Source organism: Streptomyces sp. NPDC001868 (genome assembly GCF_040297125.1).
Taxonomy (GTDB): domain Bacteria; phylum Actinomycetota; class Actinomycetes; order Streptomycetales; family Streptomycetaceae; genus Streptomyces.
Map to the genome: position 1 here is coordinate 148,895 of NZ_JBEOYO010000019.1, position 21,380 is coordinate 170,274.

At 71.5% G+C, this 21,380-nt stretch carries 18 protein-coding genes and 1 riboswitch; of the genes, 6 read left to right on the forward strand and 12 right to left on the reverse strand.

Annotated features, from left to right (window positions below):
* Positions 1-49 precede the first annotated feature (49 nt).
* The 3 genes from ABT147_RS23195 to ABT147_RS23205 form a co-directional block, all read right to left on the reverse strand.
* Entirely contained in the window at positions 50-1,606 is a 1,557-nt protein-coding gene (locus ABT147_RS23195; protein ID WP_351409101.1) for a hypothetical protein, read from the reverse strand.
* A 228-nt stretch (positions 1,607-1,834) separates the two neighbouring features.
* Positions 1,835-2,692, reverse strand: a complete 858-nt coding sequence (locus ABT147_RS23200; protein WP_351409103.1) for an alpha/beta fold hydrolase — start codon at positions 2,690-2,692, stop codon at positions 1,835-1,837.
* Between the two features lie 139 nt (positions 2,693-2,831).
* Complete coding sequence (locus ABT147_RS23205; RefSeq protein WP_351409105.1) at positions 2,832-3,821, reverse strand: GlxA family transcriptional regulator; 990 nt, start codon at positions 3,819-3,821, stop codon at positions 2,832-2,834.
* A gap of 70 nt (positions 3,822-3,891) precedes the next feature.
* Here ABT147_RS23205 and ABT147_RS23210 point away from each other — a divergent pair, with 70 nt between their 5' ends.
* Entirely contained in the window at positions 3,892-5,283 is a 1,392-nt protein-coding gene (locus ABT147_RS23210) for an MFS transporter (protein ID WP_351409107.1), read from the forward strand.
* A 44-nt stretch (positions 5,284-5,327) separates the two neighbouring features.
* Positions 5,328-5,630: a hypothetical protein gene (locus ABT147_RS23215; RefSeq protein WP_351409109.1), complete on the forward strand. Its 303-nt coding sequence runs from the start codon at positions 5,328-5,330 to the stop codon at positions 5,628-5,630.
* Positions 5,631-5,796: 166 nt separating this feature from the next.
* On the opposite strand, the gene ABT147_RS23220 is transcribed toward ABT147_RS23215, so the two are convergent.
* Positions 5,797-6,768: a GlxA family transcriptional regulator gene (locus ABT147_RS23220; RefSeq protein WP_351409112.1), complete on the reverse strand. Its 972-nt coding sequence runs from the start codon at positions 6,766-6,768 to the stop codon at positions 5,797-5,799.
* Between the two features lie 185 nt (positions 6,769-6,953).
* Between ABT147_RS23220 and ABT147_RS23225 the strand changes: the two genes are divergently transcribed.
* Together ABT147_RS23225 and ABT147_RS23230 are read left to right on the forward strand one after the other, a co-directional pair.
* Positions 6,954-7,448 (forward strand): DUF2269 family protein, encoded by a 495-nt coding sequence (locus ABT147_RS23225; RefSeq protein WP_351409114.1) that lies wholly within the window; start codon positions 6,954-6,956, stop codon positions 7,446-7,448.
* Positions 7,449-7,485: 37 nt separating this feature from the next.
* Positions 7,486-7,986, forward strand: coding sequence for a levansucrase (locus tag ABT147_RS23230; RefSeq protein WP_351409116.1), 501 nt, complete (start codon positions 7,486-7,488; stop codon positions 7,984-7,986).
* 5 nt (positions 7,987-7,991) lie between these two features.
* Here ABT147_RS23230 and ABT147_RS23235 read toward each other — a convergent pair whose 3' ends face one another.
* The 3 genes from ABT147_RS23235 to ABT147_RS23245 form a co-directional block, all read right to left on the reverse strand.
* Positions 7,992-8,450: a hypothetical protein gene (locus ABT147_RS23235; RefSeq protein WP_351409118.1), complete on the reverse strand. Its 459-nt coding sequence runs from the start codon at positions 8,448-8,450 to the stop codon at positions 7,992-7,994.
* A 213-nt stretch (positions 8,451-8,663) separates the two neighbouring features.
* The gene (locus ABT147_RS23240; protein ID WP_502983135.1) at positions 8,664-10,253 is read right to left on the reverse strand and encodes an MFS transporter; all 1,590 of its coding nucleotides are present in this window, start codon (positions 10,251-10,253) and stop codon (positions 8,664-8,666) included.
* A 58-nt stretch (positions 10,254-10,311) separates the two neighbouring features.
* A complete protein-coding gene (locus ABT147_RS23245) occupies positions 10,312-11,574 on the reverse strand; it encodes a DUF445 domain-containing protein (protein ID WP_351409155.1) in 1,263 nt (420 codons plus the stop codon).
* A 366-nt stretch (positions 11,575-11,940) separates the two neighbouring features.
* On the opposite strand from ABT147_RS23245, the gene ABT147_RS23250 reads away from it, so the two are divergent.
* Positions 11,941-13,266, forward strand: coding sequence for an SGNH/GDSL hydrolase family protein (locus ABT147_RS23250; protein WP_351409123.1), 1,326 nt, complete (start codon positions 11,941-11,943; stop codon positions 13,264-13,266).
* A gap of 143 nt (positions 13,267-13,409) precedes the next feature.
* On the opposite strand, the gene ABT147_RS23255 is transcribed toward ABT147_RS23250, so the two are convergent.
* Genes ABT147_RS23255 through ABT147_RS23270 form a run of 4 tightly spaced genes read right to left on the reverse strand, consistent with a single transcriptional unit; the run spans position 13,410 to position 16,994 of the window.
* Positions 13,410-14,222, reverse strand: a complete 813-nt coding sequence (locus ABT147_RS23255) for a DUF1707 SHOCT-like domain-containing protein (protein ID WP_351409125.1) — start codon at positions 14,220-14,222, stop codon at positions 13,410-13,412.
* A gap of 34 nt (positions 14,223-14,256) precedes the next feature.
* A complete protein-coding gene (locus ABT147_RS23260) occupies positions 14,257-15,294 on the reverse strand; it encodes an ABC transporter ATP-binding protein (protein ID WP_351409128.1) in 1,038 nt (345 codons plus the stop codon).
* A gap of 25 nt (positions 15,295-15,319) precedes the next feature.
* A complete protein-coding gene (locus tag ABT147_RS23265; RefSeq protein ID WP_351409129.1) occupies positions 15,320-16,201 on the reverse strand; it encodes an ABC transporter permease in 882 nt (293 codons plus the stop codon).
* Complete coding sequence (locus ABT147_RS23270; RefSeq protein ID WP_351409131.1) at positions 16,194-16,994, reverse strand: ABC transporter permease; 801 nt, start codon at positions 16,992-16,994, stop codon at positions 16,194-16,196. The genes ABT147_RS23265 and ABT147_RS23270 overlap by 8 nt, the downstream gene beginning before the upstream one ends.
* Positions 16,995-18,508: 1,514 nt before the next feature.
* Here ABT147_RS23270 and ABT147_RS23275 point away from each other — a divergent pair.
* The gene (locus ABT147_RS23275; RefSeq protein WP_502983138.1) at positions 18,509-20,860 is read left to right on the forward strand and encodes a transglycosylase domain-containing protein; all 2,352 of its coding nucleotides are present in this window, start codon (positions 18,509-18,511) and stop codon (positions 20,858-20,860) included.
* 10 nt (positions 20,861-20,870) lie between these two features.
* Here ABT147_RS23275 and ABT147_RS23280 read toward each other — a convergent pair whose 3' ends face one another.
* Complete coding sequence (locus ABT147_RS23280) at positions 20,871-21,191, reverse strand: DMT family transporter (protein WP_045560647.1); 321 nt, start codon at positions 21,189-21,191, stop codon at positions 20,871-20,873.
* A 31-nt stretch (positions 21,192-21,222) separates the two neighbouring features.
* Positions 21,223-21,289, reverse strand: a riboswitch (guanidine-III (ykkC-III) riboswitch).
* Between the last annotated feature and the right edge of the window lie 91 nt (positions 21,290-21,380).

The following is a 21,380-nucleotide window of genomic DNA, read 5'->3' on the forward strand; positions in this document are numbered from 1 at the left end:
GCTCGGTGTACTACGTCCCAACGGAGCGCGGTCTACCGCCTGGGCGGTACTACGTCCTCGCCTCGCCCTTCGTCAGCAGCCACTCCTCGTGCAGCGCGCCGAGCGGGATCTTCTTCTGGAAGATCGGGGTGCCGAAGATGGAGAGTTGGAGGTTCAGGGTTCCGGTGAGGTCGATGCCGCCGTACAACGCCCAGGAACCGGAGGCCGAGCCCGTGCCGTCCGCCGAGCCCTCGGCGGTCGCGTCGGCCTCGGCGCGGAGGTACGGGGCGACGTCGGCGGTGACGCCGACCGTGCCGTAGAGGCCGACCGTCGCCTCGGCACCCATCGCGGCCTTGACGTCGCCGACGGCGGTGACCGTCGTCTTCAGGGGCTCACCGGTCATGTTGGACTCGCTGACGCCGGTCCAGCCCTTGGACCAGGTGAAGTTGCCACCGACCTTGAAGTCGCCCTTGAGGTCCTGCTCGACGTCGACCGTGACGCGGCCGTCGGCCTCCACCTGGAAGTAGCAGACGAGGTCCAGGTTGACGACGATCGGGACCGGGCCGACCTGGATCACGGGGTCGGCGTGCAGTTCGGCGAAGGGGATACGGATCGGGTTGCCGTCGGTCGAGCCGGCCGCGCGGCCCTTCAGCGACCACTGGGAGGCCCAGTCGCCGGTCAGCCCCAGGAAGGCGCCGCCGGGCGAGGAGCCCGTACCGGACCCGGAACCGTCGTACGAGAAGGCGACCTCGGGGGCGAGCTGGACGAAGCCCTCGACGGACGCGGCGGCCGAGGCGGGGGCGCCCGGCGCGGTCTCCACGGCGGCGCCCACGTCGATGCGCAGGCTGCCCAGCGGGAGCTTCGCGCCCTCGGGGCCGAAGGTGAGGTCGCCGGTCTTCGCCCAGGAGACCTTCACGCCCTGGACGAGCGGGTCGACCTCCATGGTGGACGGGTCGACGGGGACCGCGCCCTCCGCCTCGCCCTCGCCCAGGACCGAGCTGAGCTCGGCCGGTTCCGTCTCGACCGTCGTACCGCCGTCGGCCGCGGTGTCGACGACCTCCGTCACCTTGGCGAGTACGCCGTCGGGGGCACCGGGGGCGGGGGCGCTGGCTATGACGTCGCCGACGGCCACGGCGGCCTTCGGCTTCGCGTCGGCGTCCTGCGAGGTGCCGGAGTCCTGCGAGGTGCCCGTGTCGCGCGAGGCGTCGGAGTTCGAGTTCGCGTCCGGGGTCGCGTCGGACTCCGTATCCGGGTCCGGGGCCTCGGAGGCCGTCTCCGAGGGGGTCGCCGACGGCTTGGCATCCGAACCGGACGACGACGGTGCCGAGATGACGGCCCGGCCGCTCTTCCGGTCGTACGAAGCGACCTTGAGCGCGGACTTCTTGGCCTTGCCCTGGTCGACCGCGTTGGCGTCGGCCACGGCGGTGGGGGTGGCGTCGCCGGTCGGGGCGGAGACGACGGCGAGTTGTTCCTCGACGGCCCCGGGCTCGGGGGTCTCGGCCGTCGTGGCCGCGGCCTTGTCGACGGTGGAGGGGGAGCTGGTGGAGGAGCAGCCGGTGGTCAGCAGGGTCGCGACGGTGATCGCCGACAGTGCCGACAGCAGGGCATGTCTTCTGAGCTTGTGCACGCGTGAGTCCTCGGGAGCGGTGAAAGGGGGGTGCGCTTCAGGAGGCAGGAGATCCGGCGTCCAGGGGGCGTGCCACGACGACACAGCTGTCCTCTGTGCTCATGACAGTGGCAGCGCGACGCGGCGGTTACCCCCCAGTAGCCACGCATGAGCATGCCAGGCTTACGGGGCGCCGTGGACCACTTCCCCCGGGTCACGCGGGTGACGTGGGCCACATCGCTGTACGGCTCAACTATCGGCCTGAATAAGGGAGTTGAGGAATCCGGCCATCGCCGCGTACAGACGGCGGGGCTGATCCAGGTGTACGTCGTGACCCGCGTCCTCGATGACGGCGAGGTCGGTCCTGGTGCCCGGGGCCCGGTCGGTCGGCATCCTCACGGCGTCGGCCGCGGCCATGGTGCCCCGCGCTCCGCGTACGACCAGCGTGGGGCAAGTGGTGGCGGCCCATTGGGGGGTGTACGAGGTTTCGGCCAACTCCTCGATCGCGGCGAGCATCGTGGCGCGGTCGGCCCGGGGGTGCCAGCCGTCGGGGCGGTGTTCGAGGTTGCGGGACCAGCTGGCGTGACCGAAGAAGTCGGCTGCCCGGGAAGGGGAGTCGAAGGGGGTGGGCCAGCTGTCCATCCAGGTGGCGATGTGGGCGGGGAGGGCGGGGTCGGGGTCGCCCGGGCCCGCCTCGATCAGGATCAGGGAGTGGAACAGGTCCGGGTGAGCGGCCGCGGCGAGAAAGGCCGTGTGACCGCCGAGGGACTGACCCACGAGGGTCGGAGGGGCCTGTCCGGGGAGAGCCAGACCCAGACTCCGGACCACCGTCAGCACGTCCCGTACGCAGGCCGCCCGACTCATGTCCGCCGGGCGCCGCGTGCTCGCGCCGTGGCCCCGGCCGTCGTACGTCACCACGCGGTGGCCGTCCGCCAGGAGCAGCGGCAGCAGGTCGTCCCACTCCCCCAGGTGACCGGCGAGGCCGTGCAGGAGGAGGAGGCTGCGGGCGGCGGGCTTCCGCCCGGGGGCGTGGTCGCGGTAGGCGAGGCGGATTCCGTCCGGGGTGGTGAGGGAGCCGGTGGGGAGGGGGCCTGTGGGGGTGGGCATCGATCGATGGTTTCCGTGTGGCGGGGCAGGAGCAACCGGGTTTCCGCTGCCGCCGGTCACGCGTCTCACGAACGCACGCCCCTCGGCACAGCGCCTCCCCCTACGGCCACATGGCCCCACGCCCCACAGGCCCCACCCCTCACGCACCGCGGAACGTCGTGCGGTACGCGCTCGGCGACGTCCCCAGCGCCTCCTGGAAGTGCCGGCGCAGATTGGCCGCCGTGCCGAGGCCCGTGCGCGCGGCGATCTGGTCGACCGGCAGGTCCGACTCCTCCAGCAACTCCCGTGCCCGCTCGACGCGTTGCTGGGCGAGCCAGTTCATCGGGGTCGTCCCGACCTCGTCGCGGAACCGCCGGTTGAAGTTGCGCACGCTCATCGCCTCCCGGGCGGCCAACTGCCCCAGGGTGACGGGCTCGTGGAGGTGCCGCAGCGCCCAGTCGCGGGCGGCGGAGGTGGCGGGCGCCGCGAGGTCCGGCACGGGGCGCCGTACGTACTGGATCTGGCCTCCCTCGCGGTGCGGGGGCACGACCGTGCGGCGGGCCACGTCGCCCGCGACGGCCGTACCGTGGTCGCGGCGGATCATGTGCAGGCACAGGTCGATGCCGGAGGCGCAGCCGGCCGAGGTCAGGACGTCTCCGCCGTCGGTGTAGAGCACCTCGGGGTCCAGCTCGACGCGTGGGAACAGCCGGGCGAACAGGTCCGTGTACCGCCAGTGGGTGGTGGCGGTGTGCCCGTCGAGCAGCCCGGCGGAGGCGAGGACGAAGGCGCCGGTGCAGATGGACGCCATCCGGGTGCCGGGGCGGATCCGGGCGAGGGCGTCCGCGAGCGGGGCGGTGAGGGCGGGGGTGTCCTGGACGTAGTCCTCGTGGGACGACAGGACGATGACGGTGTCCGCCTCGGCCAGGGCCTCGGGGCCGTACGGGACGTTGACCGTGAAGTCGCCGTCCGTGCGCGTGACCCCGGCCCGCAGCCCACACGTCACGACCTCGTACAGCGGCTCCCCGTCCGCCGTCGCCCCCTCTCTGGCCTGCCCGAACAACTGGTGCGCGATTCCCAGCTCGATGGGCAGGAGCATCTGGCGGGCGAGTACGGCGACCCGGTGGCGTCCGGGGTGGGCGAAGACAGGCATGGCCACATTCTTGCGCACATGGTCCATCTGGCCACTCGTGAGGACGGGACCCGGTCACCAGGCTGAAGACATGGCTGAGTTGACGACCCGGACGCCCCGTACACCCCGTACGCCCCGGACGCCCCGGACGACGCCCACCGAGCACGGGGACCACTCGGACGCTCCCGGCCCCCTCCCTGATCCCTCCGGCCCCCGCTCCGATCCTCCCGGCCACCGTTTCCACCGCGCCTGGGCGGTGGCCGTCGCCGCCGGCGCGGCCATCGTCACCGCCGGGGCGTTCACCACCGTCCCCGGCCTGCTGATAACCCCGCTGCACGAGAGCTACGCCTGGGACCGGGGCCAGATCGCCCTCGCCGCCTCGGTCAACATGGTGCTGTTCGGTCTCACGGCCCCCTTCGCCGCCGCGCTGATGGACCGCGTAGGCATCCGGCGCGTGGTGGTGGGCGCCCTGCTGCTCGTCACCGCGGGAGCGCTGCTCACCAGCGTGATGGCCCGGCCCTGGCAACTGACCGCGTACTGGGGCGTGTTGATCGGACTCGGCAGCGGCTGTCTCACCATGACGTTCGCGGCGAGCATCACCGGCAACTGGTTCGAGCGACGGCGCGGTCTGGTCACCGGTGTGCTCAGCTCCTCCAGCCATCTGGGCCAGTTGCTCTTCCTGCCGCTGCTCGCCTGGGGCGTCGACCGGCACGGCTGGCGCCCGCCGGTGGTGACGCTGGCGTTCGTGGCCCTCGCGGTGGCCGCCCTCGTCCTCCTGCTGCTGCGCGACCACCCGGCGGACGTGGGCGCGAAGCCGTACGGGGCGACGGAGTCCGTGCCGAAGCCGCCGCCGGCGTCCGGGGCGGCACGGCGCGCCCTGAAGGTGCTGTTCGACGCCGCGCGCACCGGGCCGTTCTGGGTCCTGGCCGGGATGTTCGTCATCTGCGGGGCCTCCACCAACGGGATCATGTGGAGCAACTGGGCGCCGGCCGCCCACGACCACGGCATGCGCGCCACCGCCGCCGCGTCGCTGCTCTCGCTGATCGGCGTGTTCTCCGCGCTGGGCGCGGTCCTCTCCGGCTGGCTCACCGACCGCTTCGACCCGAGCCGTCTGCTGTCCGCGTACTTCGCGGTCCGCGCGCTCACCCTGCTGGCGCTGCCGGTGGTGTTCTCGTCCTCGGTCACGCCCGCGATGGTCATCTTCGTCGTGGTCTACGGCCTCGTCGACGTCGCCACCGTCCCGCCCGTCATCGCCCTCAGCGACCGCGTCTACGGCGAGGACGGTCCCATCGGGTTCGGCTGGATCAACTCCGCGCACCAACTCGGCGCGGGCGCCTCCGCGTTCCTCGGCGCCACGGCCCGGGACCTCTTCGGCGCGTACGACGTCGTATGGACCACCCTCAGCGCGGTCTGCGTGGTGGCGTCCCTGCTGGCCGTGGCCGTACGGGGGCCTCGGAACGTCCGGCGGGTGACCGCGCAGTAGCCTCGGGGCCGACGGACTTCGGCGCGGCAGGCTGGGAGGCAGGGATGGCGAAGGTTCCGACGGCGGCGGTGGCCGCGAGCGGGCTGATCGGTGGGTACGGGGTGGCTCGCTGGACGAAGAAGCGGCCACTGGGCGGGGCGGTGCTGGCGGTGGCGGGCGCCGCGGCGGCCCGGCAGTGGCAGCAGGCCGCCGGGGGCAAGGCCGCGGGGGCGTTGACCGCGGGGTATGTGGCCGCGTTCGCCGGGTCGCACCCGTTGGCGAAGAAGGTGGGGGCCTGGCCGGCGGTGTTCGGGGTGGCCGGGGTGGTGGCGGCGGCCTCTTGGGTGGTGGCTGACCGGAAGGGGTAGGGGGTTCGGGGCGGTCGGGGGGTGCGGGTCGGTCGGAGGGTTCGGGCCGGTTGTGGGGTGCGGGTTGTGTGGGGTTGCTCGCGCAGTTCCCCGCGCCCCTGAAGGGAGGCGAGCCCTGCCGGGAACGCGGCCCTGTCGAGACCGTGGCCTTGATCCAGCGCGCTTCCTAGAGCACACTCGCCTCCCCCCGAAAAGCCCGCCGGTACGCGTACGGGCTCGTCCCCACCACCCGCTTGAAGCGGTCCCGGAACGCAGTCGGCGAGCCGAAACCCGCCTGGGTCGCGATGCGTTCGACCGTGTGGTCGGTGGACTCCAGGAGGTACTGGGCTCGGCGGACCCTCGCCCGCTGCAGCCACTGCAACGGCGTCGTGCCGGTCTGTTCGCGGAAGCGGCGGTTCAGGGTGCGGGCGCTGGTGCCGGCGTGGAGGGCGATGTCGTCCAGGGTCAGCTCCCGCTCCACGTTCTCCTCCAGCCAGCGCAGGAGGGGTTCCATCGTGGCGCCGGCGGGGGCCGGTGGCTGGTCCTGGACGATGAACTGGGCCTGACCGCCCTCCCGTTCGAGGGGCATGACACACATCCGAGCGGTGAACGCGGCGACCGCCGAGCCATGGTCCTTGCGGATCATGTGCAGACACATGTCCATGGCCGCGGCGGCGCCCGCCGAGGTCAGGAACTGGCCGTTGTCGACGTAGAGGACGTTCGGGTCGACGGTGACCTCGGGGTGGCGGGCCGCCAGATCGGGGGCCGCGATCCAGTGGGTCGTGGCGCGCAGCCCGTCCAGCAGGCCCGTCGCCGCGAAGATGAAGGCGCCGACGCAGATCGAGGCGATCCGCGTCCCGTTCGCCGCCGCCGCGTGCAGCGCCTCCGTCACGCCGGGCGGCAACGGCAGGGTCGGGTCGGCCGTCCCCGGCAGGATGATCGTGTCGGCCTCGGCCAACGCCTCCAACCCGTACGGCGCCCGCACGCTGAACGGTCCCGCCTTCACCTCCCCGCCCCCTTCGCCCCCTTCCACCGAGCAGACCCGCACCCGGTACGCCTCCCGCCCGTCCGGCAGGCGGGCCCAGCCGAAGGTGTCGACGGGGGCCGACATGTCGAAGGGGATCACGTCGTCCAGCGCCAGTACGGCCACGGTGTGCATGGCGGGAGCGTAGGCGAGCACCGGGTTTCCGCCAAGCGCCGGTACGCCCGTGCCACCACGGGTCCGGCCTCGGGTCCCAACCCCACCGCACCCCACCGCCCCCGTCACCGCGCTGGCGAGATTCCGTTGCCCTCTGGCAATCCCGCCACTACTCCACACCGATGCCCACCCCCTACCGTCCCCCCGTGACCAAGTTCCTGCTCTCCCTCCACGTCCTCGCCGCGATCATCGCCGTCGGGCCCATCACCGTCGCGGCCAGCATGTTCCCGCCGAGCGCGCGCAAGGCACTGGCCGATCCCGGGAGCGAGCGGGCGGTGTCGGCCGTACGGCTGCTGCACCGGATCTGCCGGGTGTACGGCGGTGTGGGCATCGCCGTACCCGTGCTCGGGTTCGCCACGGCGATGAGCATGGGGGTGCTGAAGGACGCCTGGCTGATCGTGTCGATGTTGCTGACCGCCCTCGCGGCCATGGTCCTGCTGGCGCTGGTGCTGCCCCGGCAGGAGGAGATCCTTGAGGGGATCGGCGCACACGACGAGGGGAGCGCCGACTGGACCACGACGACGGCCGTCGGCGCGAAGAGCACCGCCCAACTCGCCATGTTCACCGGCGTGTTCAACCTCCTGTGGGCGACCGTCACGATCCTGATGATCGTCCGGCCCGGTTCGACCACGGGAGCCTGACTTCCCAGCGACGCTCACCCGGGTGCATGATCCGGCCATGTACCCACAACAGTCGCCCTCTCAGGCCTACCTCGCCTCCGTGGCCGCCCGTCTCGCCGCCGACGAATGCCGTACCTGGTGGGAGGAGTGGGCCGGGGTGCCCGTACTCATCGGGCGCCGGGCCGACTTCAAGTGGAGCTGGATGGGGACGAAGCTGCACCTGTTCACGGTGGCGGCGGCGGTCCAGGAGATAACCATCCCCACCATCGAGACCTTCACCGACCAGGTGATCACGTACGCGAAGAAGACGAAGGGCGGTCTGCCCGTCGGACTCCAGAACGGCATCGGCGCGTTCCCGGTGCTGGCCAGCGACCGCGTGGACCCGGCGGCCGTACGGTGGGCGGAGGCCCAGCAGCGCAACAAGTGGGCCTGCATGGCCCGCCCCGTCGTGGTCGACACTACCCAGCAGTACGTCGGCTCGTACCGCGGCACCCCGGCCATCGGCCTCGCCTACTCCTCGTACTTCGAGACCAAGGCCCGACGGTACTTCTACGGCTGAGCCGATCAGCCACTCCTCGTCATCAGCCACTCCTCGTCCCCCGTCTCCGCCCTGAACCCCCGTGCCACCGACGCCGCCACCAGCACCCACGCGCCGAGCACCAGGGTGAAGAAGGCCCAGGACAGGGGCCAGACGGAGGCGTCCAGGGGCTCGGGGTGGGTGTGGAAGGAGAGGTACATCAGGGTGGAGGGCGGGACGGCGACCAGGAGCAGGGGCCAGGCGAGGGCGTCCCGGTGGCCGAAGTAGGCGGCGAGGAGGAGCAGGACGAGGGCGAGGGCGACGACCCCCGTGACGGTCACGGGGGTCGTCTCCGTGAGGGAGCCCTCCAGTTCGGGCCGGTCGCGCAGATCCCAGGGAAGGCAGAGGCGGTACCCGGCCGAGGCGAGGGCGGCGCCGAGCAGGCGGGTCAGCCAGCGTTCCGGCCAGGGGCGCGTGCGCAGGGGGCGGAGCAGCTTCTCGGTCATGCGTACGAGGCTTCCTGGGCAACCGCCGCCCCGACAGAGTACGGATACTCAGTCCGGCCTACTCACCCGTACCCAGAACGCAGAACGCACCCAGGGGCAGCGCCCCCGAAGGGGCGCGGGGAACTGCGCGACCAGCCACGAAGCCGCCGCGGACGACCGACAACCCACCACCACCCCACCCCCTCCCTCGCACTTCGGCCCCCCAGCGGAGCGTCACGGCTTAGCCGACAGCGGCTCGGCGATGTCCTCCAGCGACCGCCCCTCCGCCCGCACCGCGAGAAACGCCGCCACCAGCCCCGCCGCACACATCAACCCGGCACCGATCCGGAAGGCGAGCACCGTGTCGGCGACGACGCCCGACTCCGTCAGCTCCGCGAAGATCAGCGGGCCGCTGATCCCGCCGGCCGCCGTACCGATGGCGTAGAAGAAGGCGATGGCCATCGCGCGGGTCTCCATGGGGAAGACCTCGGACACCGTCAGATAGGCACTGCTCGCCCCGGCCGAGGCGAAGAACAGAACCACGCACCAGCAGGCCGTCAGGGTCACGTCGTCGAGCGAACCCCGGCCGAACAGCCAGGCCGTGACGAAGAGCAGGACGCCGGACAGCAGATACGTCGACGAGATCATGATCTTGCGGCCGACCGTGTCGAACAGCTTGCCGAGCAGCAGCGGGCCGAGCAGGTTGCCGGCGGCGATGACGGCGAAGTAGTAGCCGGTGGAGGAGGTCGGGACGTCGTAGAACGTGGTGAGGATCGCGCCGAAGCCGAAGGTGATCGCGTTGTAGAGGAACGCCTGCCCGATGAAGAGGGAGAAGCCGAGGACGGCGCGGCGGCGGTACTGCGAGAAGACCGTACGGGCGATCGTGCCGAAGCCGATGCTCTCACGCTGATGGACGGTCATCTCCTGCTCGGCGGGCGGCAGCGGGCGGCCCTTCTCGGCCTCGACCCGCTCCTCCGCCTCCCCCACGAGTTGTTCGGCCTCCGCCTCCCTGCCGTGGATCAGCAGCCAGCGGGGGCTCTCGGGGACGTTCCGGCGGACCAGCAGGATCACCAGGCCGAGCACCACACCGAGGGCGAAGGTCAGCCGCCAGCCGACGTTCGCCGGGAAGAGGTCGGTGTTCAGGGCGACGATCGACAGCAGCGAGCCGCCGATCGCGCCGAGCCAGAAGCTGCCGTTGATGACGATGTCGACGCGGCCCCGGTACTTGGACGGGATCAGCTCGTCGATCGCGGAGTTGATGGCCGCGTACTCACCGCCGATGCCGAAGCCGGTGAGGAAGCGGAAGAGGAAGAACCACCAGGTGGAGAAGGAGACGGCCGTCAGCGCGGTCGCCGCCAGATAGACCACCAGCGTCACCATGAACAGCTTCTTGCGGCCGAACCGGTCGGTCATCCGGCCGAAGAAGAGGGCACCCGCACAGGCGCCCGCCACGTACAGCGCCGCCGCCATTCCCGTGACCTGCGCGGATGTGATCGGCAGTCCGCTGCCCTCCTCGGAGAGCCGGCCCGCGATGTTGCCGACGACGGTCACTTCCAGACCGTCGAGGATCCATACGGTGCCGAGGCCGATCACGATCGTCCAGTGCCAGCGCGACCAGGGCAGACGGTCCAGACGCGCCGGCACGGCGGTGGTGATCACACCCGCCGAGCCCGACGGACTCCGCGAGCCCGACGGACTCCGCGAGCCCGGCGAACCTGACGGACCCTCTGGACCCGACAAACTCGCCGAACCTGACGAACCCGCTGAATCCGATGAACCCGGTGAATCTGATGAACCCGGTGACTTCGGGTCGGTGACGGACATGCGCTGGGGCTCCCTCCGCGTCGAGCGAACCCGCTCCGAGTGCCCCGCCGAGCAGGGCCTACGCCCCCAGCGCCCGCGACACCGTGTAGATCAGCAGACCCGCCAGGGAGCCCACCACCGTGCCGTTGATCCGGATGAACTGCAGGTCGCGGCCGATGTTGGCCTCGATCTTCTTCGTGGTGTGCTCGGCGTCCCAGCTCGCGACGGTCTCGGTGATGAGGGAGGTGATCTCGGCGCGGTAGGTGGTCACGACGTGCACGGCCGCGCCCTCCAGCCACTTGTCGACCTTGGCCTGCGCACTCGGCTCGGTCGCCAGCCGCGTGCCCAGCGACAGCAGGGACGCCCGTACTCGCAGCCGCAGTTCGCTGCGCTCGTCCTCGGCGGCGGACACGATCATCGACCGTACGGCCGTCCAGGCGGAGGCGATCAGGTCCTGGACCTCGCCCCGGCCGAGCACCTCGCCCTTCAGCCGCTCCACCCGCGCACGCGTGTCCGTGTCGGACTGGAGGTCGGTGGCGAAGTCGGTGAGGAAACGGTCGAGGGCGCCGCGCGCCGGATGGGTGGGCGAGTCGCGCATCTCGGTGACGAAGCGGAGCAGTTCCTTGTAGACCCGCTCGCCGATCCGCCGGTCGACGAACCGGGGGGTCCAGCCGGGGGCGCCGCCCTCGACCGCGTCCATGACCTGCTCGTCGTGGAGGATCAGCCAGTTCTGGGCGCGGGCGCACACCAGATCGACGGCCCGCCGGTGGCCGCCGTCGGTGACGATCTTCTCCAGCATCTTCCCTATGCCGGGCGCGACCTCCTGGGCACCCGCCCGCCGGGTGATCGCCTCCCCGACGACGGCCTGGACGTCCGAGTCGCGCAGCACGGTCAGCGCGCCCCGCAGCGCGGTCGCCAGCTCGGCCGTCACCCGGTCGGCGTTCTGCGGCTCGGCGAGCCACACGCCGAGCCGGCTGCCGATGCCGACGGCCCGCAGCCGCTGCCGTACGACGTCCTGGGAGAGGAAGTTCTCGCCGACGAACTCACCGAGCGAGACGCCCAGTTGGTCCTTCTTGGTGGGGATGATCGCGGTGTGCGGGATGGGCAGCCCGAGCGGATGCCGGAACAGCGCGGTCACGGCGAACCAGTCCGCCAGCGCACCCACCATGCCCGCCTCGGCCGCCGCCGCGACATAGCCGGCCCAGGCGCCCGCGCCCTCGTGCGAGGCCCACTTGGCGAGCACGTACACCACGGCCACGAACAGCAGCAGTCCGGCCGCGATGAGCTTCATCTGCCGGACGCCGCGCTGCTTCTCCTCGTCGGCGGCGCTGAAGGCGGTCATGGTGCGGTGCGACACGCGCGGCCCGGCGCTCGCCGCCACGTCCGCCGCGCCAGCCGCGCCAGCCGCGTCCGGCGTCTCCACCGCCTCCGCCGCCTTCGCCATCCGTTCCGGATTCGTACGGTCGTCCATCACTCCACCCGTTCCTGTCCCCCGTACACACATTGTCCGTTCTTCGACGCTTCAACTCTTGGTGACGCACTCCATAGACCCACTCAGACCTACTCCTGGAACGGAACAGGAGTTCCCCGCGTCTGTCCGGGCGGGGGAACCGATGGGGGTTCTCGCAAGCAACCCCCATCCCATGACGCATCATGGGGTGATCACATCGGAGCCTCGGGCTCCACAGCCCGAGGAGTAGCACAGCGCATGACCAGGCATCACGGTTATGCACTTCTGGCGGCCATGGCCGCCCTGGTCGTGGCGATCTCGGCCGCGATATACGTCGGCGTCGGCATCGACGACGGCACCCACCGCCAGGAGACCTTCACCCGCGCGCCCCGCAACAGCGCCGCCCCCGCCTCCACCGGCGTCTGGGTCGGCGCTTGGGCCGCGTCGCCGAGCGGTTCGGAGCCGGGCACCGAGCAGGACGGCCTCGCCGGCCGCTCGGTGCGCAACGTGGTGCACACGACCGCCGCCGGTACGAGTGCCCGCGTCACCCTGTCCAATCTCTACGGCCAGCAGCCGCTGACCATCACTCACGCCTCGCTCGCCGTGGCCGCGTCGGCGGACACCCCGGCCGCGGCGGCCGACACCATGCGCCGCCTCACCTTCGCCGGGAACCCGACGGTCGTCATCGCGGCCGGTCAGCAGGTGGTGAGCGACGCCGTACGGGTGGCGATCCCGCACGACAGCGACGTACTGATCACCACCTACTCCCCCACCCCCTCCGGCCCCGCGACCTACCACGCGCACGCCCGGCAGATCTCGTACACCGCCGAGGGCGACCGGGTCGCGGACGCCACCGGGGAGCCGTACACCACGCAGACACTGCACTGGCGGTACGTCACCGCCCTGGACGTGCTGAGCAACGAGTCCGACGGCACGGTCGTGGTCCTCGGCGACTCGCTCACCGACGGCATCACCTCCACGGTCGGCGAGAACCGGCGCTGGACGGACGTCCTCTCCGGCCGCATCCGCGCCGCCGCCGGCTCCTCCGACTCGCCCCGCTACAGCGTCGTCAACGAGGGCATCAGCGGCAACCGCGTCCTCACCGACGGCAACGGCCGCCCCGCCGAGAACCCCAGCGGCCTCTCCCGCTTCCAGCGCGACGTCCTCGGCCGTACGGGTGTCAAGGCCGTCGTCATCGACCTCGGCGTCAACGACATCCTCAGGAACCCCGGGCAGGCCGACCCCGAAGCCATCACCACGGGCCTGCGCCGGCTCGTCGACCGGGCCCACGCCCGCGGCCTCCGCGTCGTCGGCACCACCCTCATGCCCTTCCACGGCCACCGCGGCTACTCCGACCAGCGCGAATCCGTCCGCCAGGCCATCAACGCCAAGATCCGCTCCGGCAACGTCTTCGACACCTACGTCGACTTCGACAAGGCCCTACGCGACCCCTACGACCCCCGCAGCCTCCGCTCCGACTACGACTCGGGCGACCACCTCCACCCCAGCGACAAGGGCTACGCACGCATGGCACAGATCTTCGACCTGGAAAAACTAAAGGGCTCGGCACCGGCGGAGCTGTAGTTCTCACGGGGCGCGGGGAACGGCGCATCTTTCGGGGGCACGGGAAACGGCGCGACGTTTGAGGGGCGCGGGGAACTCCGCATCTTTCAGGGGCGCGGGGAACTGCGCGAGCAACCCCCACCCACCCGCACCCGGCCCACGACCTACCGCTCCCCACCCCGCCCCCGACGCCGCTCCCTCTCCCGCTCCCGCTCCCGCCGCATCCCATGCACCTGATCACGATGGGAGGCATGCAACTCGCGCCGCGCTTCCCGCCGCTCAAGCCGCTCCTGCCGCCGCTCCTCCTTCAACCGCTGCCGCTCCGCCTTCGGCACCTTCCGCTCGACCCCGACCCCACCCCAGAACGCGAACCCGGTGATGATCACGCGAGGCGCCCCGGGATCCCCCGGCACCCCCTCCTCGCTGTGGTCGAACCCACCCATGACCCCGATGCCCCGGACCACGACCTCGACCCCGGGCGGCACGACCACATTGATCCCGCCCATGATCGCCACGCAGTTGATCGTGACCTCGCGCTCCGCGAAGTACGCGTCGCGCAGATCCAGTTCCCCGCCGCCCCAGAACGCGAAGCAGTCGAACCGCTTGGGCACGGTCCAGTGCCCCTTGCGCTCGAACCCGGACATGACGGCGACACCCCACGTGGACGTACCCTCGCCACCGACGATCCGCTCCGGCCAACTCGCGTCCACGGCGGGCCTCTTGACCAGCGAGACGGACGGCGGCGGCACGACCTCCGGCGGTGCCACGGCCCCCGCGCCGGGCAGATCGCGGGTGATCGGCGCCAGCTCGCCGTACGTTCGCGCCTTGTACGTCGCGTCCAGCCGCTCCTCGAACTCCTCCATGTCGAGCCGCCCCTCCGCGAGGGCGTCCCGCAGTTGCTCGGAGACTCGTTCACGATCGGCGTCGGAGGCACGAAGGTCCGCGGCGGCCGGAAGATCCGGCAGGTCGTCCGTCATGAGAATCACCCTACGAGGAACCCCCCGCACCGGGCTACGAGACGGCCTGCCCCGTCTCCCCCGCCCGCTCCGCCACTCGCTCCGCCTGCTGCGCGTACATCTGGGCGATGACGGCCTCGATGTCCGGCTCCCGCACCGACAGGTCCAGCAGCGGATACTCCGAGGCGATCCGCGCCACCAGCGGCGCCGCCGACTCCGACGCCGGGAACGCGAGCCACTGCCGGGGCCCCTCCACCCGTACGACCCGGGCGGGCGCGGCCTCGATCGGCGGCAGCTCGCGCTCCAGGTCCACGACGAGCGTCCGCTCGCTCTCGCCCACCTCGTGCAGCCCGGTCAGCGGCCCGTCGTACATCAGACGCCCGTGGTCGATGACCATCACCCGGCGGCACAGCTGTTCGATGTCCTGGAGGTCGTGGGTGGTGAGCAGCACGGTCGTGCCCCGCTCGGTGTTGAGCTCCTTGAGGAACTCCCGGACCTTGGCCTTGCTGATGACGTCGAGCCCGATCGTCGGCTCGTCCAGATACAGCACCTCGGGGTCGTGCAGCAGGGCCGCCGCGATGTCGCCGCGCATGCGCTGGCCGAGCGAGAGCTGCCGTACGGGGACGTCCAACAGGTCGCCCAGTTCGAGGAGTTCGACGCAGCGGTCGAGGTTCTCGCGGTAACGGGCGTCGGGGATGCGGTACATACGGTGCATCAGCCGGTAGGAGTCGATGAGCGGGAGGTCCCACCAGAGGGTCGTACGCTGCCCGAACACGACGCCGATACGCCGGGCCAGCCGCGTCCGCTCCCGGGACGGGTCGATGCCCGCGACCCGCAACCGGCCCCCGCTCGGCGTCAGGATGCCGGTCAGCATCTTGATCGTGGTCGACTTCCCGGCGCCGTTCGGCCCGATGTAGCCGACCATCTCCCCTTTCGCCACGGTGAAGGAGATCGAGTCGACCGCCCGCACCTCACGCCGCTCCCGCCGCAGGAACCCGGTCTTCTTACGGACGTCGAAGACCTTCTCGACACGGTCGAGTTCGATGAACGCACTGTCCGTGAACGCACTGCCTGTGAACGCGCTGTCTGCCACGCCTGACTCCACTCTCCTGGCTCCCTTAGCTCCCTGTGCTCCGGTACGAACGCAGCCCCGCCCGCCACGCCACCCCCGCCAGCGCGCAGCAGGCCACGCCGACCAGTGGGGGCGCGAAGGCCAGCCAGGTCGGGAGGTCGAGGGGGTAGGGGCGGCCCAGGACGTACAGCCCGGGCACCCAGTTGACGAAGGCGAGCGGCAGGACGAAGGTCACACCGCGCAGCAGGTCCTTGGCGAAGAGGGCCGGCGGGTACTGGAGCAGGGTCGCGCCGCCGTAGGTGAAGGCGTTCTGCACCTCGGAGGCGTCCTGCGCGACGAACTGGAAGGCCGCGCCGCCGACGAACACCGCCGCGAAGATCAGCCCGCCGCTGCCCACCATCAGCGGGATCATCAGCACCTTGGCCGGTGTCCACGCGATGTCGAGCGTGGCCAGGGCGTATCCGAGGACGAACAGGCCCTGGGTGACCCGGCCGAGGCGGCGCAGCGCGAACTTGTCGGCGGCGACCTGGGCGAGCACGGGCACGGGCCGTACGAGGAGGGTGTCGAGCGTGCCGTCGCGCACCCGCCGTCCCAGCCGGTCCATGGAGCCGATCATCAGGTCCGCGAGGCCGAAGGCGACGGCGGAGGTGCCGTACAGCAGGGCGATCTCGGGCAGCGAGAAGCCGCCCAACTCGTCGACCTGGGAGAACATCAGCAGGATCGCCACGAAATCAAAAGAAGTCGCCGCGAAGTTCCCGAAGGTCGTCATGGCGAAGGAGGCGCGGTAGGCCATCGTGGAGCGGATCCACATGGCGGCGATCATGCGGTAGGCGCGCAGCCCGTCCCGTACGCGGTCGCTCACGCCGTACGCGTCGAACGGGTTCTCGTGCCCAGCCGTTGTCGCGGGCCGTTCGTCGAGGTCAGCCACCCTGGACCACCACCTTCCGGGTCGCCGCCGACTGGATCAGCCGCCCGACCGCGAGCAGCACCGCCGCCCAGGCGAGCTGGAAGGCGTACGTCCCCCAGGGGTCGGCCTCGCCCAGCAGGACGTCCGCCGGGGCCTGGAGCAGCGCGGACCAGGGCAGGAGGCGGGCGAGGTCGCCGAGGGCGCCCGGGAAGACGTTGAGCGGCAGGAGCATCCCGGAGAAGAAGACTCCGGTGAGCCAGGTGATCTGCATCGCTCCGGCGCCGTCGAGGAGCCAGAACGCCCACAGGGCGACGATGTACCGGATCGCGAAGCTGACGAGCGCGCCGAGGACGACCGCCACGAGACAGGCGAGCCAGGGCAGCGGGCCGTCGGGCAGGGCGAGGTCGAAGAAGAGGGCGCCGCACACCATGGGGACGACACCGCGTCCGAGCAGTTGGAACAGGGCGCGGCCCATGTCCGCGGCGAGCCACCACAGCTGGAGGTCGACCGGCCGGTAGAGGTCGACCGCGATGTCCCCGGTCCGGATCCGCTCGATCAACTCCTCCTCGAACCCGACGCTCCCCAGCACCATCACCGCGAACATCGCCTGGCCGACCCATACATAGGTGAGGGCCTGCGCCTGGTCGTAGCCGCCGAGGCCGGGCTTCTCGTGCCAGAGGGCCAGGTAGGTGTATGCGAGGATGAAGCCGAAGACGGTGTTGGTGAACACCCCCGCGGCGGTGGCCACCCGATATGTCGCGTACCGCCTGAAACCACCGGCGGCGACGGCGGCGTACAACCGCCCTGTGCCCACGAGGAAACCCCCATCCGCTGCGAAGAGTTAGGCGAAAGGCCGAGGCCTGGACCGATTCGGGCCGAAGCGAAGAAGCCTAGTCCGCGGCCGGAGGGGCCTGCCACGCGTTTTCGGGGGCGGACGGTGGTGCTCAAGGGGTGTGCGGGGCACGTGCCGGGATCCGGGAACGGATCGAACGGTACGAGAGTCTTTACTCAGGGGCACAGAACCGGCCCGGAGCGGGCGCAAAGCGTACGAGTCCGTACGGAAATGAACGTACGACGCGAAAACAGGAGCACGGCAGCACGATGAGCGACGAGCCGCAGCCGAAGCGGAACGGCCCGGGCTGGGCACCGAGAGACCCGGAGCGACGCACTCCGGGCACGCCTCCGGGGCCCGGCGACAACGCCGCCAAGGGAAACACCGCCGACACACCCGGCACGACACCGGCCGGCCCGGCCGGTGGGCCGGGGACGGCACCCGCCGGGGGGTCCGGCGCGGCCGCCGGCGGGTCCGGCGCGGCTGCCGGGAGGCCTGGCGCGTCCGCCGGGGAATCCGGCACGGCCGCCGGGGGGTCCGGCGCACGTGGCGGGCGGCCTGACGGGGCGTCCACCCGGAGGCCTGACGGGGCGTCGGCGGGGGAGCCCGGCGCGACGTCCGGCGCGGCACCCGGCGGAAGGCCGGACACCAAGCCCGGCGCAGCGTCCGGCAGGCAGTCCGGCGGGCAGACCGGTTCGATGCCCGGCGGTAAGCCCGGTGGGCCGTCCGGCGCCGCGCCCGGCAGACCGTCTGGTGAGCAGACCGGCGCCGTGTCCGGCGGGCAGCCTGGCAGGCAGAGCGGTTCGCGGACCGATGGGCAGACCGGCGGGCAGAGCAACCCGGTGCCCGGCACGCAGACCGGCTCGACTCCCCCCGGCTCGGCGCCCGGCGGAAACCCCGGAGGGGGATCCCCCCGGACGCCGGAAGCCAATCGGACGCCGGCCTCTGACAACAAGCCCGCCGGGCCCCGTGACACCAAGCCCGCCGGCACCCGCGACGGCGCCCCCGCCGGAAACCCCGACGCCAAGCCCAACGGAGCCACCGGGGCCCTCGGAGCCACCGGAGCCACCGGAGCCCCCGGAGCCCCCGACGCCAGGGCCGCCCGAGCTGCCCGTGCCGCAAGGGCCGCCAGCGCTCGCGGCGGCAACCCCGCAGGACCGGGCAACCCCTCCGGCCCCGGCGGCACCGCAGGACCCGGCAACCCCGCGGGACCCGGTACCCCCACCACCAGGCCCTCCGGGGCCCACGGCGGCAAGGCCCCCCAGGCACCCGGCTCGACACCCGGCGCGGCAGCAGGCTCGGCAGCCGGCGTTGCCGGTGGCGCGGCAGCAGGTGCCGCCGCCGGTGGTGACACGCCCACCACCACGCTGGGCGTCATCCCCTCCGGAAAGGCCCCCGCCGCCGCCCGCCCCGCCGGGACGGCCCCCGTGGCGCAGGACACGCCCACCCAGGCGCTCGGCGTCATCCCCTCCGAGAAGGCCGCGGCCCCTGCCGTCGTGCCCGACATCACGCCCGCCCCGGGCGACGGGGGCGGCAAGGGGAAGAAGCCCAAGCGGCGCAAGCGGACCGGCTGGAAGCGGCTGATCCCCACCTGGCGCATGGTGCTCAGCGCCATCGTGGTCGGACTCATGCTGATCGTCGGCGCCTTCGTGCTGGGCTACAACATGGTCCACATCCCCAAGCCGCAGGACGCCGCGACCAAGCAGTCCAACGTCTACCTGTACGCGGACGGCTCCCAGATCGCCCGCGACGGCGAGGTCAACCGCGAGAACGTCCCGCTGTCGAAGGTCTCCAAGGCCGCCCAGCAGGCCGTACTGGCCGCCGAGGACCGCGACTTCTACTCCGAGCCGGCCATCGACCTCAAGGCGATGGCCCGTGCCGCCTGGAACACCGCGACCGGCAAGGGCAAGCAGTCCGGCTCGACGATCACCCAGCAGTACGTGAAGAACTACTACCTGGCCCAGGACCAGACCGTCACCCGCAAGGTGAAGGAGTTCTTCATCGCGATCAAGCTGGACCGCGAGGTCACCAAGGACGAGATCCTGGAGGGCTACCTCAACACCAGCTTCTTCGGCCGCAACGCCTACGGCATCCAGGCCGCCGCCCAGGCCTACTACGGCGTGGACGCCGACGAACTCACCGCCGAGCAGGGCGCCTACCTCGCCGCCCTGGTCAACGCGCCGAGCATGTACGACGTCGTCGCCCACCCCGAGAACAAGGGCGCGGCCGTGGCCCGCTGGAACTACGTCCTCGACGGCATGGTCAAGGAGGGCTGGCTCAAGCAGTCCGAGCGGACCGGCGCGAAGTTCCCGATGCCGAAGCAGGCCACCACGTCCAGCGCCTTCTCCGGCCAGCGCGGCTACCTCGTCGAGGCCATCAAGTCGTACCTCTACGACCACAAGATCATCGACGAGGAGGCGCTGGAGAACGGCGGTGGCTACCGCATCACCACCACCATCCAGCCCAAGATGCAGAACGCCTTCATCAAGGCCGTCGACGACCAACTGATGGACAAGCTCGACAAGAAGAACCGCAAGGTCGACAACTACGTCCGCGCCGGCGGTGTCTCCATCGACCCGAAGACCGGCAAGGTCATCGCGATGTACGGCGGCATCGACTACACCAAGCAGTACGTGAACAACGCGACCCGCCGCGACTTCCAGAACGGCTCGATCTTCAAGCCGTTCGTGTTCACCTCCGCCGTGGAGAACGCCTCCAACAACCAGAGCGGCCAGGCGATCACGCCGAACACCGTCTACGACGGCACCAACAAGCGCCCCGTGGTGGGCTGGCCCGGCGAGACGTACGCCCCCGAGAACGAGGACTACGTCAACTACGGCAACATCACCGTCCGCAAGGCCACCCAGAGCTCCGTGAACTCGGTGTACGCGCAGATGGCCGTGGACGTCGGCCCCGAGAAGGTCGAGAAGACCGCGATCGACCTCGGCGTCCCCAAGAACACCCCGGACATGAACCCGTACCCGTCCATCGCCCTGGGCACCGCCACCGCGAGCGTCCTCGACATGACGGAGGCGTACGCCACGCTCGCCAACCACGGCAAGCACGGCACGTACACCATGATCGAGAAGATCAGCAAGGACGGCGAGTCGATCAAGCTCCCCACCACGGAGTCCACGCAGGCCGTCAGCCGCAAGGCCGCCGACACCACCACGGCCGTCCTGCAGAGCGTCGTCGAGGCCGGTACCGCCACCGCCGCCCAGGCCTCCGGCCACCCGGTCGCCGGCAAGACCGGCACCGCCGAGGAGGACAAGGCGGCCTGGTTCGCCGGCTACACCCCCGACCTCGCCACCGTCGTCTCCGTCATGGGCCAGGACCCCAAGACGGGCGCCCACAAGCCGCTGTACGGCGCCATGGGCCTGCCGCGCATCAACGGCGGCGGGGCGCCCACGGAGATCTGGGCGCAGTTCACCAAGGACGCCCTGAAGGGCAAGAAGGTCAAGGAGTTCGACCTCGACCTCCAGGTCGGCGCGGACGTCGTCTACACCCCGCCCAGCACCCCCGCCGACGAGCCGGGTGCCACCGGCGACGAGGAGACCGGCGGTGCCACCGGCGACGAGGAGACCGGCGGCCCGACGGACGGCGGCACCGACGACAGCACCAGCACCGGCGGCACGCCCACGACGGACGGCGGCACGGATTCCACGGGCGGTACGGCGACGGACGGCGGAGCGGCATCGACCGGCGGCACGGCGACCGACGGAGGCGCCACGGACGGCGGAGCGACAGCCGACGGCGGCGCGACGGACGGCGGAGCGACAGCCGACGGCGGCGCGACGGACGGCGGTGCGACGACAGAGGGCGAGACGTCGTTGGGCCCGTTCGGGTGACTCCGGCTGCTCAGTGGCCGGAGGTGGCCTTCAGCCCCACCACGGCCACGAGCAGCAGACACACGAAGAAGATCCGGGCGGCGGTGGCCGGCTCCCCCAGCCACACCATGCCGAACACCGCCGCCCCGGCCGCCCCGATCCCCACCCACACGCCGTACGCGGTACCGATGGGCAGGGTGCGGGCGGCGTAGGACAGCAGAAGCATGCTGGCGACGATGCCGGCGCCGGTGAGCACGCTGGGCAGCGGCCGGGTGAATCCGTCGGTGTACTTCATCCCGATCGACCAGCCGACCTCTAGCAGTCCGGCGACGACGAGCAGAACCCAGGCCATGACAAGCACCTCCGTGCGGGAATCGACAGGTGGTGCGTCGTCTTTTCCTGGCCCGGTACGGCGCGTCTCGTCGGGTTCCTCCAAAGTAGCAAGCGTAAGGCGGTGGGGGGGGGGGGGGGCGGGGGCCAAGCCCCCCCGCCCATAGCCGCCAGCCGATTAGTGTTTGAGGGCCCGGGGGTGGAGCGACGC

Coding starts and splice junctions, on each gene's coding strand:
- ABT147_RS23200 (WP_351409103.1), bottom strand. CDS start 2,692: ATGCCCACCCCCACAGGCCCCCTCCCCACCGGCTCCCTCACCACCCCG.
- ABT147_RS23205 (WP_351409105.1), bottom strand. CDS start 3,821: ATGCCTGTCTTCGCCCACCCCGGACGCCACCGGGTCGCCGTACTCGCC.
- ABT147_RS23210 (WP_351409107.1), top strand. CDS start 3,892: ATGGCTGAGTTGACGACCCGGACGCCCCGTACACCCCGTACGCCCCGG.
- ABT147_RS23215 (WP_351409109.1), top strand. CDS start 5,328: ATGGCGAAGGTTCCGACGGCGGCGGTGGCCGCGAGCGGGCTGATCGGT.
- ABT147_RS23220 (WP_351409112.1), bottom strand. CDS start 6,768: ATGCACACCGTGGCCGTACTGGCGCTGGACGACGTGATCCCCTTCGAC.
- ABT147_RS23230 (WP_351409116.1), top strand. CDS start 7,486: ATGTACCCACAACAGTCGCCCTCTCAGGCCTACCTCGCCTCCGTGGCC.
- ABT147_RS23235 (WP_351409118.1), bottom strand. CDS start 8,450: ATGACCGAGAAGCTGCTCCGCCCCCTGCGCACGCGCCCCTGGCCGGAA.
- ABT147_RS23240 (WP_502983135.1), bottom strand. CDS start 10,253: ATGTCCGTCACCGACCCGAAGTCACCGGGTTCATCAGATTCACCGGGT.
- ABT147_RS23245 (WP_351409155.1), bottom strand. CDS start 11,574: ATGACCGCCTTCAGCGCCGCCGACGAGGAGAAGCAGCGCGGCGTCCGG.
- ABT147_RS23250 (WP_351409123.1), top strand. CDS start 11,941: ATGACCAGGCATCACGGTTATGCACTTCTGGCGGCCATGGCCGCCCTG.
- ABT147_RS23255 (WP_351409125.1), bottom strand. CDS start 14,222: ATGACGGACGACCTGCCGGATCTTCCGGCCGCCGCGGACCTTCGTGCC.
- ABT147_RS23280 (WP_045560647.1), bottom strand. CDS start 21,191: ATGGCCTGGGTTCTGCTCGTCGTCGCCGGACTGCTAGAGGTCGGCTGG.